16 protein-coding genes and 2 pseudogenes are annotated in these 16,021 nt (G+C 66.3%); 12 read left to right on the forward strand and 6 right to left on the reverse strand.

Features of this window, described 5'->3' with window-relative positions:
* The first annotated feature begins 76 nt into the window (after positions 1-76).
* Complete coding sequence (locus AC24YW_RS11750; RefSeq protein ID WP_487482882.1) at positions 77-382, forward strand: hypothetical protein; 306 nt, start codon at positions 77-79, stop codon at positions 380-382.
* Positions 383-548: 166 nt separating this feature from the next.
* Here the strand turns inward: AC24YW_RS11750 and AC24YW_RS11755 are convergent, their stop codons facing one another.
* Entirely contained in the window at positions 549-1,763 is a 1,215-nt protein-coding gene (locus AC24YW_RS11755; RefSeq protein WP_487482883.1) for a hypothetical protein, read from the reverse strand.
* Between the two features lie 56 nt (positions 1,764-1,819).
* Positions 1,820-2,446, reverse strand: a complete 627-nt coding sequence (locus AC24YW_RS11760) for an NUDIX hydrolase (protein ID WP_487482884.1) — start codon at positions 2,444-2,446, stop codon at positions 1,820-1,822.
* Positions 2,447-2,516: 70 nt separating this feature from the next.
* Here AC24YW_RS11760 and AC24YW_RS11765 point away from each other — a divergent pair, with 70 nt between their 5' ends.
* The 6 genes from AC24YW_RS11765 to AC24YW_RS11790 all read left to right on the forward strand — a co-directional run bounded on the left by AC24YW_RS11765 (position 2,517) and on the right by AC24YW_RS11790 (position 7,162).
* Entirely contained in the window at positions 2,517-2,942 is a 426-nt protein-coding gene (locus AC24YW_RS11765) for a PaaI family thioesterase (protein WP_036014328.1), read from the forward strand.
* A 179-nt stretch (positions 2,943-3,121) separates the two neighbouring features.
* Complete coding sequence (locus AC24YW_RS11770; protein WP_487482885.1) at positions 3,122-4,132, forward strand: aldo/keto reductase; 1,011 nt, start codon at positions 3,122-3,124, stop codon at positions 4,130-4,132.
* 11 nt (positions 4,133-4,143) lie between these two features.
* Positions 4,144-5,457 (forward strand): tetratricopeptide repeat protein, encoded by a 1,314-nt coding sequence (locus AC24YW_RS11775; protein ID WP_487482886.1) that lies wholly within the window; start codon positions 4,144-4,146, stop codon positions 5,455-5,457.
* A 200-nt stretch (positions 5,458-5,657) separates the two neighbouring features.
* Positions 5,658-6,236, forward strand: coding sequence for a hypothetical protein (locus tag AC24YW_RS11780; protein ID WP_487482887.1), 579 nt, complete (start codon positions 5,658-5,660; stop codon positions 6,234-6,236).
* 53 nt (positions 6,237-6,289) lie between these two features.
* Entirely contained in the window at positions 6,290-6,637 is a 348-nt protein-coding gene (locus AC24YW_RS11785) for a DUF3088 domain-containing protein (protein WP_487482888.1), read from the forward strand.
* Positions 6,638-6,865: 228 nt separating this feature from the next.
* On the forward strand, positions 6,866-7,162 hold the full coding sequence (locus AC24YW_RS11790) for a hypothetical protein (protein ID WP_487482889.1): 297 nt from the start codon (positions 6,866-6,868) through the stop codon (positions 7,160-7,162).
* 60 nt (positions 7,163-7,222) lie between these two features.
* Here AC24YW_RS11790 and AC24YW_RS11795 read toward each other — a convergent pair.
* From AC24YW_RS11795 to AC24YW_RS11805, 3 genes and pseudogenes are all read right to left on the reverse strand, one after another.
* Positions 7,223-8,493: pseudogene (locus tag AC24YW_RS11795) on the reverse strand (flavin monoamine oxidase family protein).
* A gap of 9 nt (positions 8,494-8,502) precedes the next feature.
* Positions 8,503-9,210: a RibD family protein gene (locus AC24YW_RS11800; RefSeq protein WP_487482890.1), complete on the reverse strand. Its 708-nt coding sequence runs from the start codon at positions 9,208-9,210 to the stop codon at positions 8,503-8,505.
* 19 nt (positions 9,211-9,229) lie between these two features.
* Positions 9,230-9,891: pseudogene (locus tag AC24YW_RS11805) on the reverse strand (FABP family protein).
* A gap of 506 nt (positions 9,892-10,397) precedes the next feature.
* Here AC24YW_RS11805 and AC24YW_RS11810 point away from each other — a divergent pair.
* Entirely contained in the window at positions 10,398-13,286 is a 2,889-nt protein-coding gene (locus tag AC24YW_RS11810; protein ID WP_487482891.1) for an autotransporter outer membrane beta-barrel domain-containing protein, read from the forward strand.
* A gap of 22 nt (positions 13,287-13,308) precedes the next feature.
* Here the strand turns inward: AC24YW_RS11810 and AC24YW_RS11815 are convergent, their stop codons facing one another.
* Positions 13,309-13,557, reverse strand: coding sequence for a hypothetical protein (locus AC24YW_RS11815; protein WP_487482892.1), 249 nt, complete (start codon positions 13,555-13,557; stop codon positions 13,309-13,311).
* Between the two features lie 295 nt (positions 13,558-13,852).
* On the opposite strand from AC24YW_RS11815, the gene AC24YW_RS11820 reads away from it, so the two are divergent.
* From AC24YW_RS11820 to AC24YW_RS11835, 4 genes are all read left to right on the forward strand, one after another.
* Positions 13,853-14,398 carry a sigma-70 family RNA polymerase sigma factor gene (locus AC24YW_RS11820; protein ID WP_487483295.1) on the forward strand — a complete coding sequence of 182 codons (546 nt, stop codon included), beginning with the start codon at positions 13,853-13,855 and terminating at the stop codon, positions 14,396-14,398.
* Positions 14,395-15,036 (forward strand): ChrR family anti-sigma-E factor, encoded by a 642-nt coding sequence (locus tag AC24YW_RS11825; protein WP_487482893.1) that lies wholly within the window; start codon positions 14,395-14,397, stop codon positions 15,034-15,036. Before AC24YW_RS11820 ends, AC24YW_RS11825 begins: the two co-directional genes overlap by 4 nt.
* A gap of 79 nt (positions 15,037-15,115) precedes the next feature.
* Complete coding sequence (locus AC24YW_RS11830) at positions 15,116-15,700, forward strand: RNA polymerase sigma factor (RefSeq protein ID WP_487482894.1); 585 nt, start codon at positions 15,116-15,118, stop codon at positions 15,698-15,700.
* 16 nt (positions 15,701-15,716) lie between these two features.
* Positions 15,717-16,019 (forward strand): hypothetical protein, encoded by a 303-nt coding sequence (locus AC24YW_RS11835; RefSeq protein WP_487482895.1) that lies wholly within the window; start codon positions 15,717-15,719, stop codon positions 16,017-16,019.
* Positions 16,020-16,021 lie beyond the last annotated feature (2 nt).

Genomic DNA, 16,021 nt, shown 5'->3' on the forward strand with positions numbered 1-16,021 from the left:
GCGCTATCGCAAGTTGACCGGAACGCATCGTTCGTGATTTGTTCAATCTGGAATGTCCCGATCTTGGGAGGATGGGATGACGGCATTTTCAATCAAGACATTTGCAATCGCCGCTGCGCTCGGCGCATTGGCAGCGCCCGCACTGGCGCAAACCGCAGCGACGCCCTGGGAGCTGAAGACCGACACCGGCTACGCCTACGACAGGGACGGCAAGACCTATTCCTACAAGATGGGCACCAGCAACGCCGGCGAGCTCTTGAAGGGCGCCAAGAAGGTGCCCAAGGGCACGCTGTTCTTCATCGGCCAAAACGGCCAGCTCTACATGCGCACCGGCCCCTATCTGGAGGGCGACGGCAAGTTCAAGTTCGGGCCGGATCAGTAGGGCTCAAGGTGGCGGGGCAACACAGCCGCTACACACTCGGTGTCATCGTCCGCGAAGGCGGACGATCCAGTATTCCAGAGGCCGTCGTGGTTGAAACGAGAGGCCGCGGCGTACTGGATGCCCGGCCTGCGCGGGGCATGACAGCGGAGGATATGGCAAGCAAGGGCTAAAACGCCCCTGCCAGCTCCCTCGCGCCGGGTTTGCTGCTGTTGAAGTCCATGCGCTCGTCCGTCACCGCAAGAAGCTTCGCCACCGTGTTGTGGCGGATCGCGACCGGGTTGCGTTCATAGCCGCCGCGCTGGAAGAAGTTCGAGGTCGGCACCCGCTCGCGCATCGCCTGCGGCATCGTCACCATGTCGAGGCCGGTGCCGTCGCCGGTGAGGTTCATCATTTCGAGCTCGGCCGCGGAGAGCGGGCGCGAGTGTCCCTTGGCCCGGGCGAAATGGACTGACGTCAGCAGCTTGTGGGTCTGCAGCATCGGGCCGATGTCGATGTCGAGCACCATGGCATGCATGGCCCAGCCCTGCGGGGTAGCGCCCATCTTCTCGTGCTCCGACCAGGTATCGGGCACCGACTTCGCGTGCGCCACCATCTTCTTCAGGACAGCGAGCTTGTGATCGAGCGCATGCCGCGCCGGTCCTGATGTGCGCGCCACCTTCTCGGACAACGCGCGGATCAGTTCGTGGCCCTGCTCGGCCAGCAGCTCGACGCTGTTGGTGGTCAGGAGCTGGTTGTAGCCCATCGCCGTCGAGATCGCGCGCTTGCCGCCGTGCTCGATTCCGGCCTGCACGTCGTAACTGCCGGTGCCGCCGGTCTCGAACGAATAGACCCGCACCGCCTGCTCGCGCGTCAGGCCATGGGCCAGCGCGTAGCGCGCATAGGCGCGCTTGAACTCGAGCTCGCTGGTCGGGCGCTGCGGCGTGAACTGGTAGAGCTCCTCTGCCGCGCGCAGGAAATCGGCGACGACCGGGATCGGCCTCTTGGCGGGACGGTCCGGCGTTTCCTCCGGCTCCGGATTCACCGGCTTCTTCGGCCCGGTATAGAGCGGCGGATGCTCCAGCACGTAGTCATCGAGCGTGATCTGCTGTCCGCTGCGCCGCTTGGCGTTGCGCGCCTTCCGCTTCTCGGAGATCTGGCTCCAATAGGCGCCGGCCTCGGCATCGAAGGCGGCGCGCGCGGCCTGATATTCGGCGAGCTTGCGGCGATATTCGAGCACCGCCGGCGAGGCCGCCCCGCCTTGCGCGAAAAACTGCGACAGCAGCTGGGCGTTGGCATTGCGGACGGCGGGCGGCAGCGCGTCGGCCTCGGCGCCGCGCGCGGCGGACGAAATCAGGACGAGCGCGAGCGGAACCAGCGCGAGGTTTCGAATCGAATGATGCATGCTGCCTTCTTAGCAGGCATCCGGTAACCGTCGCGTTAACGCGCCGTTTACCATCGTCACGTCCAGGCGAAGACCGGCTGTTCCAGGTCGGTGACGCGGGTGTGCCGCCCCGCCAGCACCTCGCGGAACTGGTAGATCAGCGCCGCGGTCGGGGCGTGGATCAGGCTCATCTGGTGATGGAAGCGGATGACGCGGCGGCTGCTCTCGGGAATCTCCGTGAAATCGAAGGCATCGTCGCGCTCGATCGTGGCCAGCCCGATGCGATGGACGGAGGCTACCTCGTCCGGGTTCGGGCGGATCGCGGCACTGTCGGCGGCCCAGACCACGACCGGCGTGATCAGATAGCCCGAGCGCGTCGGATAATCGTCGAGCAGGCCGAGCACCGCATCGGCTGACAGCGCGAGTGCGAGCTCTTCGTCGAGCTCGCGCAGCGCGGCCTCGACCGGCGTCTCGCCGGCATCGCAGCGTCCGCCGGGCAGCGCCCATTGGCCGCGATGGGCGCGCAGGTGCGAGGCGCGCCTGGTGAGCAGGAAGGCGGTGTCGCCGCCGTCGTCGGATTCAGTCAGCGCCAGCACCACCGCGGCGCGCTTCAGCGCCGACGGGCCGGCTATCTCGGGCAGCCGCGCGAAGGCGGCGCAGGCCTCCGCGATATTCCGTCTGGTGGCATCGTCGAACGCTCTCATGATGCTTGACTACACCAGGACCGCATCTGATGAAACGAGGAGACATCGCGTTGCAAGGACGAACGACGACATGACCAGCAAGGCCGCCGCAAGGCTGAAATCAGAGGGCTGGAGCATCCTGGAGACCACGGGCTTCCTGCACCTGATCGGCCCGTTGTGGGAGCGCAAGGTCGACGGTCATTACGAGTTCGCGCTGGCGACCGAGGACAAGCACCACAACCGCCGCGGCATGGTCCAGGGCGGCGTGATGATGACGTTCGCCGATCGCACCTGCGGCATGACGGCCCGCTACGTCTCCGGCAAGGAGTACCTGGCGACGGTGCAGCTCGACACCCATTTCGTCGAGGCCGGCCAGATCGGCGACACCCTGATCTCCCGTCCGCGCGTGGTGCGTTCGACCCGCAGCCTGATCTTCATGAGCACCGAGGTGACGGTGGACGACCGCTGCATCGTGATGGCGAACGGCGTGTTCAAGATCCTGAAGGGGCCGGGGTAGCTGTTCGGTCAGCAAGCCGCCAACGCTGCACACCGCACTCACCGCCGTCATTGCGAGGAGCTCTTGCGACGAAGCAATCCAGCATCTCTCCGCGGATGCATCTCTGGATTGCTTCGCTGCGCTCGCAATGACGTGCGTTGCTGGCTATGCTGGCCTTAACCACCACCGAGGACTCGCTCATGCAATACCGCCAGCTCGGCCGCAGCGGCCTGAAAGTCTCGCCGATTTGTCTGGGCACCATGATGTTCGGCGGGCCGACCGACGAAGCGATGTCAAAGCGGATCATCGACAAGGCCCACGACGCCGGGATCAACTTCATCGACACCGCGGACGCCTATTCGAAAGGCGGCTCGGAGGAGGTCGTCGGCCGCGCCATCGCGCGCAATCGTGGCGCCTGGGTGCTCGCCACGAAGCTCGCCAACAGGATGGGGGATGATCCCAATCGCGGCGGGCTGTCGCGGCGCTGGGTGTTGCAGGCGGCCGACGAGAGCCTGATGCGGCTCGGCACCGATCACATCGACATCTACTATCTGCACAAGGAAGACCATGCGACGCCGCTCGAAGAGACGGTGCGCGCGATGGGCGACCTGATCCGCGCCGGCAAGGTGCGTTATTTCGGAGTCTCCAACTACCGCGCCTGGCGCGTCGCCGAGATCTGCAACATCTGCAACCGGCTCGGCATCGACCGGCCCGCGGTGAGCCAGCCCTATTACAACGCCATGAACCGCATGCCGGAGGTCGAGCACTTTCCGGCCTGCGCCTATTACGGCCTCGGTATCGTCCCCTACAGCCCGCTTGCGCGCGGCGTGCTCACCGGCAAGTACAGGCCCGATGCGGCGCCCGACAAGGAGACGCGCGCGGGGCGCAACGACACCCGCATGATGCAGACCGAATGGCGGCCGGAATCGCTTCAGCTCGCGCAGCAGATCAAGGCTCACGCCGAGAACAAAGGCATCACCGCCGGCCAGTTCGCGGTCGGCTGGGTGCTCAACTCCGCGTTCGTCTCGTCGGTGATCGCCGGTCCCCGCACCGAGGAGCAATGGGACGGCTACATCAGCGCGCTCGATTATCGTTTCACCGCGGAGGACGAGGCACTGATCGACCGCCTGGTGACGCCGGGCCATCCCTCGACGCCGGGCTATAACGACCCGGCCTATCCGATCGAAGGCCGCCGCGCGCGGACGGCGTGAGGGGAGCGCCGATGATGCATGAAGATCGCTACGGGAATGCCTTCACGACGTCATCGGACAAAGCGGCGGATGCCTACCGGGAGGGCGTCGACCTCCTGCTCGCGAGCTGGCAGGGTACGGCCGAGGCTTTCGAGCGCGCCATTGACGCCGATCCTGATTTCGCGCTGGCCCACATCGCCCGCGGCCGCGTGCATGCCTTCTACCAGCAGGGCGATCTGGCACGGCAGAAGGCGGCGCGGGCCCGCGAGCTGGTGGCGAAGCGCGGCACGGAGCGCGAGCGCTCCCACGTCGAGACGCTGGCGCTCGCGATCGAGGGCCGGCTGCCGGAGGCGATCGCCTCGACGCTGAAGCACATCGACGCATGGCCGCGCGACGCATTGGTGCTGTCGCTGCCGCTCGGCGCGTTCGGCCTGTTCGCCTTCTCCGGCATGGCCGACCACGATCGCGCCCGGCACGAGCTCTGCGAACGCGTCGCCCCACACTACGGCGAGGACTGGTGGTTCCTGACCATGTCCGGCTGGGCGATGACGGAGAATGGCGACGTCGCGCGCGGCCGCGCCGTCACCGAGCGCGGCTTCAATCTGCGCCGGGAAAATGCCCACGCCGCGCACGCGGTGCTGCATGCGATGTTCGAGGATGGATCGATCGAGGACGCCGATCGTCTCGTCGACGAATGGCTCCCGGCCTACGACCGCGCCGGCATCCTCCACGGCCATATAAGCTGGCATCAGGCGCTCGGCGCGCTCGAGTATGGCGATGCGGCGCGGGCTCTGGCCATCTATGCCGACGTGCTTCGGCCTGGCGTGACGCAGGCGCCGCCACTCAACGCGGTCACCGACAGCGCCTCGCTGCTCTGGCGCCTGTCGGCTTACGGTCACGCGGTGCCGCAGGCGCTGTGGCTGGAAGCCGACGCGGCCGCGCAAGAACTGTTTCCGAAATCGGGCCTGTCCTTTGCCGACGTCCACATGGCGCTGTTCGCGGCGGCGACGCAAAATCGCGGATCGCTCGCGGCCCGCCTTGCGGTGATCGAGCAGCGGCTGGCCGACGGCAAGCTGCCGGCCGGACCGGTGGTGCCGGCGATCTTCCGGGCGCTCGCGGCTTTCGCCGACGAGGACTATCGGACCTGCGTGCAGGTGCTCGCGCCGGTGCTCGGCGAGGTCGTGCGCATCGGCGGCAGTCACGCCCAGCGCGAGCTGATCGAGGACACCTATGTCGTCGCGCTCATGCGCAGCGGTGACCTGCCCCGCGCCCGCGCCGTGCTGGAAGCCCGCCTGCACCGCCGCCCCTCCTTGCGCGACAGGCGCTGGCAGGCTGCAATGGGTTAGCTCCGCCACGAAAAAAACACCGCCCTGATGGCATGTGCCCGCCGGGATGGATCGGGCGATTTGAACGAATCGCCGTCAGGGTGGACGCGGTGGTATTCCAGACGGGACTTGCGGCACAAACGGGATCGCAACCATTTTGCGGTTCGATGGTTATGGTGCGGAACTCCGCCGCCATGGCCCCCTGGCTCATGAGCCCATTGATGCGCCTTCGCCGATTGGTCCTCGCCGCGCTGCTGGTGGTCGCGGCAAGCCCTTGTTTCGCCGAGACTTCCACACCCATTCCGGTCAACAATCCGCCCGCGCGGCCGAACGCCTTCATCGATCTCCTGGCGCTGATGTCCGGCCAGTGCAAGACATTCAGCGTCGCTGGCCGCACCTTGCCGTGCAAGACGGTGGCCTATGCCCACGGCGACTCGGGCCGGGTCAATTTCGCGGTGGCGGTCGACGATCCCTCCGATGACAGCCATGTGGTGTCTTTCTCCGGCGAGAACGGCAAGCGCGCCGACGACAATTCCTACGAGCTGCGGATCGACCGCGTGCTGCTCAACTCCAAGAACCGCCCCAAGGTCGACGGCCTGCCGGTGCCGGCCGAGCAGACCTCGACCGGCATCTGCCGCCAGACCGGCAACTTCGCCGCCAGGAAGGTCAACGACGTCACCTGCTCGGCAACCGACAGCGAAGGCCGCAAATACGAGCTGCTGTTCGTCTCGGACGGCAGCCCGGTCAGCGTGCGCCGCATCCGGCAATCGGCACCGTCGATCCAGGATCCGTTCAAGTAGCCTGGTCATCCGCCCCCAGCGTGTACGATCGCGATGACGCCACGGAGCGAGCCATGAAACGTGACCGCCTGTTTCTGCTGCGTCCCGGCTTCGAGGATCCTGCCTTCCCGGGCCAGCGCTTCTATTGCTGGCACTGCGCGCTGATCGAGGGCGTGCTGGCCTCGTTTCCAGAACTCGCCGGGAAGCTCGACGTCGAACGAATCGCATGGCCACGGCCGCGGCAATCCGTGATCGCGCTGGTCGGCGAAGAGAATCAATCATTGCCGCTGCTCGTGCTCGCCACTGGCGCGACCTCGCCGCATCAGACTGGCAGCCATCATGGCCGCGCCTTTATCGCAGACAAGGACGCGATCCTCACTGCGCTATCGGATCGGCACGGCTTTCCCGATCCGCATCCGTGACAGTTTTTGCGAAGATCTGCGTGCGCCTCTCTCGCGTCCGGATGCGCTGGACGGAGTCGAATGGCGCCGCTCGCTCATGCGACGATAGAACGCGCGACCTTCTCTCGTTCACGAACGTTAACATGCGTTCATCGAGGAACTGAAATCTGCGTCGTTTCGACGCCCGCACGGGCAGGAACGCGCGGAATGCTCATGTGTTGTCACACGACCTTCAACTGGAGTGATGACATGAAATATCTCATTGCCGCGATCGCCCTCGGTGCTGCCGCGTTGGCCGGCGGATCGGCAAGCGCGGCCGGCAGCACGAGTGCCAAGCAGACCGCGCAGGAAAGCCAGACCACCGACATCAGCGCGCACCGCAGACACCGCCATCATCATTGGCGGCATCATCACGGCTATTACCGGCCCTATTACAGAAGCTACGGCTATTATCCGCGGCACCACGGCTATTACGGCGGCGGACCGTACGGCTATTACGGCGGAGGCCCCGGCGTGACGTTCAGCTTCGGCGGCGGCCGCTGGTAAAACACGCCAGCCGCTGGTAAGATAGGCGACGAGAGGCCCGCATCAGATGCGGGCCTCTTTTCATTGTCCCCGCAGGATTGTGAACGCCGTCTCGAGGCCGCTTGCGAGTGCCGCTTCCACCGTGCCCATGTCGCGGCCGCGATAGAGCGCTCACCGGAAAACAGCACCAAGCCGTCGCCACGCGCGAGGATCGCTTGTGCCGCGCGCGTGCGCGGCGTCGCCCACGAATAGGCGCCGCGCGCGAAGCGATCATGCGCCCAGTTGGTCGCGGCGGACGCCACCAGCTCGCGCGCGATGTGATCGCGCGGCAGGCCGAAGATTGCGGCGAGCGAGCCGAGCCCGGCATCGATCAATGCTTGCGGGTCGAGGCTTTCCAGCTCCGCCGTGCGCGGGCCGCCGAACCAGCCCGTCAGCACCGGATGCTGGTCCGGATAGCGCGTCCACCAGACCGGGATCGCCTCGTCCGACAACAAGAAGGTCATGTCGGCGAGGTCTTCCTTACGCTCGCGCCACCATGGCCGCGCGAAGCGCAGCAGGATCTTGATGACGTTGCCGAAGCCGATGTCGTCGACAGCGGCCAGCTTGGCACGCGCGCCTGCCGGCAGCGCGATCCCGCGTAGCAGCGGCAGCGGCACGGTGAGGATCACGCGGTCGCAGGCGTGCACATCGCCGCCGGCGCAGCGAACAGCCACCGCGCCGCCCTCCTCCGCAATGGCCGACACGACGGAGCCGAGGCGGATGGTGACGCCGTGCCTGCGGCAGTCGGCCGCCATCGCCTCGATCATCGCGCTATAGCCGCCTTCGATGCGCGCCTGCGGAGCGTGTCCACCGTCCATCCATTCCGCGCGCAGCGCCAGCGTGGAGGCTCGCTCTGGATCGGCCGCGTCATAGCCCTCGACCATCCGCTCGATCGAACGGCGCAGCGGCGCGTAGTCGTCGCCGGCAAAATGCCGGCGCAGGAAGTCGGCGACTGTGAGGTCCTCCTTCAAGTCCGCTAGCTTGGCCTGAAGCTCCGCCTCATGAGGATCGTCGCGCTCGCGCGTGAGCTTCGTCCCGTCAAAGCGCCACTGCTCGCCTTCGATCTCGGAAAGCGAGAGGCCGGCCTCGCGCAGCAATGCGCGCGTGACCGGCGCCTCGCCATGGACGAACTCGGCGCCGCCGTCGGCGGCATAGCCGAACTGCGAGGCCGGCAGCGGATGAATGCGGCCGCCGCAGCGCTGACGCGCCTCCAGGATCGTCACCTTGCGGCCGGCACGCGCCAGCTCGCGCGCCGCCATCAGGCCGGCCGCGCCGGCGCCGACGATGACGATGTGCTCGGAGCGATCGGACATGGCCGCGCGTTACCGGCTCACGGCTTGCGGATCGTTCTGGATCAGATAGCGCAGCAGCAGGACGCCGCCGCCGAGCTCGCGCGTGCTCTCCAGCGTCATCGCGGCGATCGGCGCGCGCCGGTCGCTGTCCGCCTCGGTCGAATCGAACACGAAGGGAGCGCCCTTCGCGCCGTCGATCGCAGGGCTGAGGATCAGATTGAATTCATCGATGAGGCCGGCGCGCAGGAACGCGCCGTTGGCGACGCCGCCGCCCTCGACCAGCAGACGCTTCACGCCGAGCTCGCGGCTGAGAATGTCCAGCGTCAGGGCGAGGTCGATCTCGGATTTGCCGGCAAAGATGTAGGACACGCCCTCGCCGCGCAGACCCGCGAGATGCGAATCCGGGACATTCTCGGTCAGCACGACGATGATCGGATCGCCGCCGATCTCCGCGCGCCCCCAGCCGATCTTGCCGTCCGCATCAAGCACGACGCCGTAGGTCTTCGCATCGCGCCGAGCGAACCAGTTTTCGCGCGGAAGTTTCGCGTCTGTCGGCGGATAGGGCCTGCCTTTGGCGAACTCCGAACCCGTGACGCGGCCGATCACCCAGGCATCGCCGCCAAGCTCGTCGTGGATCTTCTCGAACCAGTCCGTGCCCGCGCCTTTCGGACGCCAGCGGCTGGGATGCGTGCGCCCGTCGAGGCTGGAGTGCATCAGGCAGATGACGTGGGGCTTCATGCGATCCTCCGGGCAGCGCTCAGGCCGCGGATCCACCGCGCGCCGCACGATCGTTCACGATCGCCGCCAGCGGATTGAGCCTGGGCGGCGCGATGAGCTGCAGCGTGTTGGTGTCATGGTGATTGAACGGCGCGCCGCGCACGAACAACTCGGTCTGGATCAGATAGGTCCAGCTGCCGTCGTCGTTGAAGGTGATGTCGCAGCGGTAGGCATCGGTGCGGAAGGCCTGTTCCAGGAAATCGGTCGAGCAGATCCCGTAGGCGGTGTCGCCGCGCTTGGCGGTGACCGAGATCGTCTTGTCATCCGGCGCGGCCTTGCCCGAGGCCAGCAGCACCTGCCCGCGCGGGATCGCCAGCGTCTGCATGATCAGCCCGGTCGCCGGCTCCCACAGCCAGTATCCGACCTGGTCGTGGAAGGTGATGTCCTCCTCGGGCGTGTTGATGTGGATGTGGTAGCGCAGGCCGTACAGCAGCTGCGGCCCGTTGGCCTGCGGATCGATCGGATCCATGCGGATGCGCTCGATGAAGGTCCGCCGCTCCGGCCCTTCCGCCTTCGGATTGATGTCAATGCCCTTGTCCGCCTGCCAGGTGCCGGCAAGACGCCGAAGCGGGCCGAGATTGGCCAGGCCGTCGGGCGAGACGTCCTCGGGTCGGTGAAAATATCGGCGGGAATGGGGAGCATGGCGGCCTCGCGGGGATGCGATGGCAGCAATAGCATGAGGGCACCGGCCTGGCTCGTGTTCCGACTTCACAAGCGTAAATGACATGAGCGCCATGCGCAGCGATCTCGGATGTTTCGCCCGAAACGCAGCATCCGACCCAGGGCTATCGCCCGACGTGAAGATCGATGGGCGGCCGCCGGCGCAATCGTTCGCGGTGGCGGCGGGCTTGGCAACTTCGCGTCATGCAACGCGAGACGTCATGGACATGATCAGTGTCGCGTCGGCCAGCATCGCGACGACGACCGGGACTATCCGCGCGGACATATGCCCCATTCTCGGGGTGTACCGTGGCTGTAATGCCACTCCCGCGCTTTTGCTGCGTGCCATCGATCGTTCCTTGTTGCCACTGTCTTGCCGAGCCAGATATCGTCGCTCGTCGGAAACATTCGGATCCTGAAGGCCGGACACGCAGCGTCGGCGCACCAGCGAAGGTTCAGGATGCACAACAGGCTTATGTGACGGAGCGATGTCGCTTTCTTCCCGCCTGCCGATCGCAACGAACTGTGCGCCTCGTCACATATCGCTGCTCGGGCAAGCGCTCCTCGTCACCACGGCGCTTTCCTCCTTTCCCGGGATCGCCTCGGCGCAAAGCGTGTGGATCGGGATTTCGGGCAATGGCAACAATGGCGCCTGGGGAACCGCGACGAACTGGTCGCCGAACGTGGTGCCGAATTCCATCGGCGCGGAAGCGATCTTCAGCGGCACGCCGCCTGCCGGCGCCTATGCCATCGACCTCGGCAACAACACTTACACCGTCGGAACGCTCCGCCTGCAGTCCGCCACGCGCTACGTGATCGCCAACTCCAATGGCGCCGCCGGCACGCTCAATTTCCAGGTGGTCGCAGGCAACGCGCTTCTGGCGGTGACAGCCTCGAACACGCAGACGCCGTTCTTTGCGGAGGCGGCCAACACGATCGGGCCGGTCGTCGTCAATCTGAGTTCGAACCTCGACGTGAACGTCGCAACGGGCCAGTTCCTCCGGTTCGGCAACGCGACCACCATAACGGGCGCCGGCGATCTGAACTTCATCGGTCCGGGCACGGTGCAGCTGGACAACGCCAATACCTACGCCGGCCAGACCCGCCTGGCTGCCGGAACAGTCGAGCTAAATAATCTCAATGCGCTTGGCAGCGGCTTTGTCCGTTTCCAGGGCGGGACCCTGCGTGCGAATGTCAGCGGCGCTCTCTCGGAAGGGTTCGTGGTCGATGCCGGTGCGGCTTCGCATATCATCGCCTCGAACGGCGTCACGCTGAATCTAGGGGGCGCCTTTTCCGTCGCCGGCAATGCCGTGGCCGTCCGGTTCGGTGAAGCGGCCAACACCGGCGTCATCGAATGGAGCGGACTTTCCGCTCTGAACGGCCCGTTCGTTTACACCCTGGACGTTCTCGGCGGAACGTTGCGCGCTGCGCCCAACAGCGCCATTCTGGGCGCATACGCCGGCATCGCCGTTGCGACCAACGTCGCAGCGGGGGCGACGCTCGATTTCGGCACGGGCGTGAAAACCGTCCGCAATCTTCAGGCGGCAGGGACCGTCAACGGCGACAACGGCGCGATCACCATCGGCGGCGGTCAATCGAGCGGCGCTATTACCGGCGCGACCGGGCTTGTGGCCGCAGGGGCAGTGTTCGGCGGCACTGGCATCCTGACCTTGTCCGGTGCTAACACCTATACCGGCGCCACGACGGTCAATGGCACGCTGGTGGTGAACGGATCGACCGCCAGTTCGGTCCTCACGACCGTCAACAATGGCGGCCTCCTCACCGGCACCGGCACAGTCGGAAGCACGACGGTCGCGGCGGGCGGCAAGTTCGCCCCGGGCTCCGGCGTGGCCGGCAGCACCATGACAATTGCTGGAAATCTCGCCTTCCAGTCCGGCGCCCTCTATCTCGTGCAGGTCGATCCATCGACCGCATCGAAGGCGATCGTGATCGCGGGCGGCACGGCGACACTGGCCGGCACCGTTCAGGCATCGCTCGCTCCGGGAAGCTATGTCACGCGCAGCTACACGATCCTTTCGGCAGCGGGCGGATTGGGCGGCACCACCTTCGACGGCTTGTCGACGAGCGGCTTGCCGGCCGGATTCAGGGCCAGTCTCGGCTACGCCGGCAATGACGTGGTCTTGAACCTCGTCGGCCAGCTGGGCGCCAGCGGACTCAACCAGAACCAGCAGAACGTCGCGACCGGGCTGAACACCTATTTCAACAATGGCGGCGCGCTGCCGCCCGGCTTCGTCAGCATCTACGGGCTCACCGGCGGCAATCTCGCCAACGCCCTGTCGCAATTGTCGGGCGAAGCTGCCACCGGCGCGCAGCAAAGCGCGTTCCGCTTCATGGGCCAATTCCTCGGCCTGATGATCGATCCGTTCGTCGACGGCCGCGGCGGCGCAGGTGACGCGAACAGCCTGCCGCTGGGCCTTGCGCCGGATCGTGACGCGCTGCCCGAGGACATCGCGCTGGCCTATGCCAAGGTGATGAAGGCGCCACCGTCCAAGGCATCGCCACCTGCCGGCTTCGAGCAGCGCTGGACCGCCTGGGGCGCGGGCTTCGGCGGCTATAACAAGACGAGCGGTGATCCCATCGTCGTCGGCAGCCACGACCTGACGGCGAGCGTCGCCGGCGTCGCCGCCGGCCTCGACTACCGCCTCAGCCGCGACGCGGTGATCGGCTTTGCGCTTTCGGGCGGCGGCACCAAGTGGGATCTCGCGCAGGGCCTCGGCGGCGGCAAGAGCGATGCCTTTCAGGCCGGCGTCTATGGCGCGGCACGCTCGGGTCCGGCCTACCTCGCCGCCTCGCTCGCCTTCGCCAATCACTGGACGTCGACGGACCGGTTCGCGCCGCTCGGCGATCATCTCACCGCGAGCTTCAACGCCCAGAGCATCGGCGCCCGCGTCGAGAGCGGTTATCGCCTCGGCACGCCTGCATCTGCGGTCACGCCCTACGGCGCGCTCCAGGCGCAGGGCTTCCGCACCCCGACCTACACGGAGTCCGACCCGGGCGGCGGCGGCTTCAACCTCACCTACAATGCCCGCTCGGCCACCGCCGTGCGCGGCGAGCTTGGCGCGCGCCTCGACCACGTTGCGCTGACCGGTCCGTCCGCGATCCTGACGTTACGCGGCAGGCTCGCTTGGGCGCATGATTGGGTCAGCGATCCCTCGCTCACCGCCGTATTTCAGGCGCTGCCCGGCGCCAGCTTCGTCGTGAACGGGGCCGCGCCCGCGAGGGACTCCGCGCTTGCCTCAGCCGGCACCGAATTGAGATTTGCGAACGGAGTGTCGTTGCTCGCCAAATTCGACGGCGAGTTCGCAAGCCATGCCGCCAGCTATGCCGGAACCGGCACGCTGCGCGTGAACTGGTAGCTGCGCGCCCTCAAGGCCGTCGTCAAGCCGCTTCCGACACCGATCTCGCCCGCTGCTCGAGCACGCCGATCGTCGCGACCAGATTGTCGCGCCGGGCGCGAAGGTTGGCCGCGAGAAGCGGATAGGTCGGCTGACCCGGGTCGAACACCCCGGCGCGCGCCTCTTCCTCGAGAATGTCGGTATTAATCAGCCGAACGCGCCACCATAGATCGGCGATCAACGCGTCGAGCCGGAGTTCGTCAGCAGCACCAGAACGGGACACTTCCTGCATCACTTGCCTCAACCTGAAACGGCCTCTCCGCCGAGGCCCGGGCTTGGGTCGAGACTGAGCAAGGGAAGTGCCAGGACGGGCGGGCGCGCGGGCGCAGGCTCGGAACCGACAATTGAGCAGCTCACGGTGATCCGACGGTCGTTCCCGCCCGTTGTCAGCCTCAGAGGTCGCTTGTCGAGGCGCTATGATCGCTGCTATCCGGGCTATGGACGTGCCAATCCGGGCTGAGGCTGGTTTGACCCGGCGTTTCGAGGCGCGGCGGTCGATTGGTGCGAGCAAAGGGCCGAAGGCAAAGGTGGACTGGGCTGATTTGATCGGACACGTCGCCTCTCACCGCGACCGGGAGGCCTTCAAGCGGCTATTCGAGCATTTCGCGCCCCGTATCAAGGGGTTGATGCAGAAGGCCGGGTGCAGCCCCGACGAGGCGGAAGAGATCGCGCAAAACGCGATGTTCGCCGTGTGGCGGAAAGCAGGCCTGTTCGATCCCGCCACTGCCGGAGCGGCGGCCTGGATCTTCACGATCGCGCGCAATCTGCGGATTGACCTGCTCCGCCGCAGAGCACGGAGCGACCGCCTGGAAGCCGTCTCCGAGCTGCCTGATGCACCAGACCCGGCCGAACCTGCAGACGCCGTCATTTCCCGCGGACAAGACGCCGCGCGCATCGAAGCCGCCATCAAGCAACTCTCGGCAGAGCAGACCATGGTGGTCAGGCTGTCGTTCATCGAGGAGAAGGCGCATCCTGAAATCGCGAGCCTGCTTGGTATTCCGCTCGGTACGGTGAAATCGCGGATAAGACTGGCGATGAACCGGTTGAGAGACATCTTGGACGAAGACACATGACGATCAGCCACCATCCGCCTGAAGATCTTCTGGCCGATTTCGCGGCCGGCAAGTTGGAAGAGGCCCATCAGCTGGTGGTCGGTGTGCACGTGGCAGGTTGCGCACGGTGCACCCGCTTCGTGCGGGCCATAGAGCAGCTTGCGGGCGCGGCGCTGGAGGAGGTCGAGCCGGTGCCGACCGCGCCGGATGCGTTCGACCGCGTCATGTCGCGAATTGAGAATTCTCCCGCCGCCAGTGCGGCTCCTCCTCCCGCCTTCGCCGCGGACCATGATATTCCGCCGGCCCTGCGAAACTACCGCATCGGCAAGCGCCGGCGTGTCGCGCCCGGTCTGAGCATGCGGCCGATCGAGCTTTCCGGTTCGGGCAAGGCGCGCGCCTTCCTGCTTCGGTCCGCGCCGGGCTCGCGCATGCTCGAGCATACGCATACCGGCACCGAGCTCACGCTCGTGCTCGAAGGCAGCTTCAGCCACGAGGGCGGTCGGTTTGGTCCCGGTGATTTCGATTACGGCGACGACGAGGTCGAGCATCGTCCGATCGTGGGCAAAGAAGGACCATGCCTGTGCCTGGTCGCTATGACCGGCGACCTGCGCATGAACGGCTTGCTCGGCCGTCTGATCGCGCCATTCGTGCGGCTTTGATTCTCATTCCCTCCTCTCCTCCGGAGTGATCCGGTTCTGCCCCCGAAGCGTTCTGCAACAAACGCAAGGGAGACGGGACATGGCCTGTTCAAGCCTGGCAAGTCAGGTGCGGAGCGAGAGGTTACCCGAACTGCTGGCGCGCGTTTCCTCGGGTGAGATGCGGGCCTTCGCGGAACTTCATGCGTTGACACGCGCCAGGTTGCGCAGGATCGTGCTGGCCGTTGGCGCCGCGCCCGATGACGTCGACGACATCCTCCAGGAAAGCTTCCTGAAGATCTGGCGCAACGCTACACGGTATGATTCCAGGCGGGCACCGGCTCTGGCGTGGATGTCCGCAATCGTCCGGAATACCGCAATCGACCATTTGCGGATCCGAAGGCAGCCGACTTACGAACTGGACGAGGCGCTCCTGATTGCATCGGCGTCCGGTACCTCGGCCGCCGATGATTTCGATTACGCCCGCGCCGAACCGATTGCACGCGCGGTCCTGGCGCGGCTTCCCGAAGATCGCCGCAGGCTCGTGGCTCTGGCTTACCTCGAAGGCGAGAGCCGCGCGAGCTTGTCGCGACGCTTCGGTGTGCCGGTTGGCACCGTCAAGACCTGGCTGCACCGGACCATCGTGGCGGTACGCAAGGATTGCCTCGCGGCAGCGGCAGCGGCCTGAAGCGGAGAATGCAGGCATGGCCGCGGAGATCATCGAGTTTCCCGAGCGTGGGCGCAACGACCGGCTTGTCTCTTCGGTCGCGCGGCTCGAAGCCATCATCAGCGAGGTCGAGCGGTTTGCGCCCGACGATCCCGGGGCCGGCCTCGATGGACTCCTTGCCGCCATGGAACGCATGGGCCATCAGCTGGTCGACCTCGCATGCCTGTTGCTCGACGACGAGACAAGAGCGCAGGCCCAGATTGCATTCATATCCTTGACCGACAAGATCGCGGATACCAGGGACACGCTCGACCGGCTCGGAGGGCGAAGCTCGACCTGACC

The organism is Bradyrhizobium sp. USDA3516, from assembly GCF_057651995.1.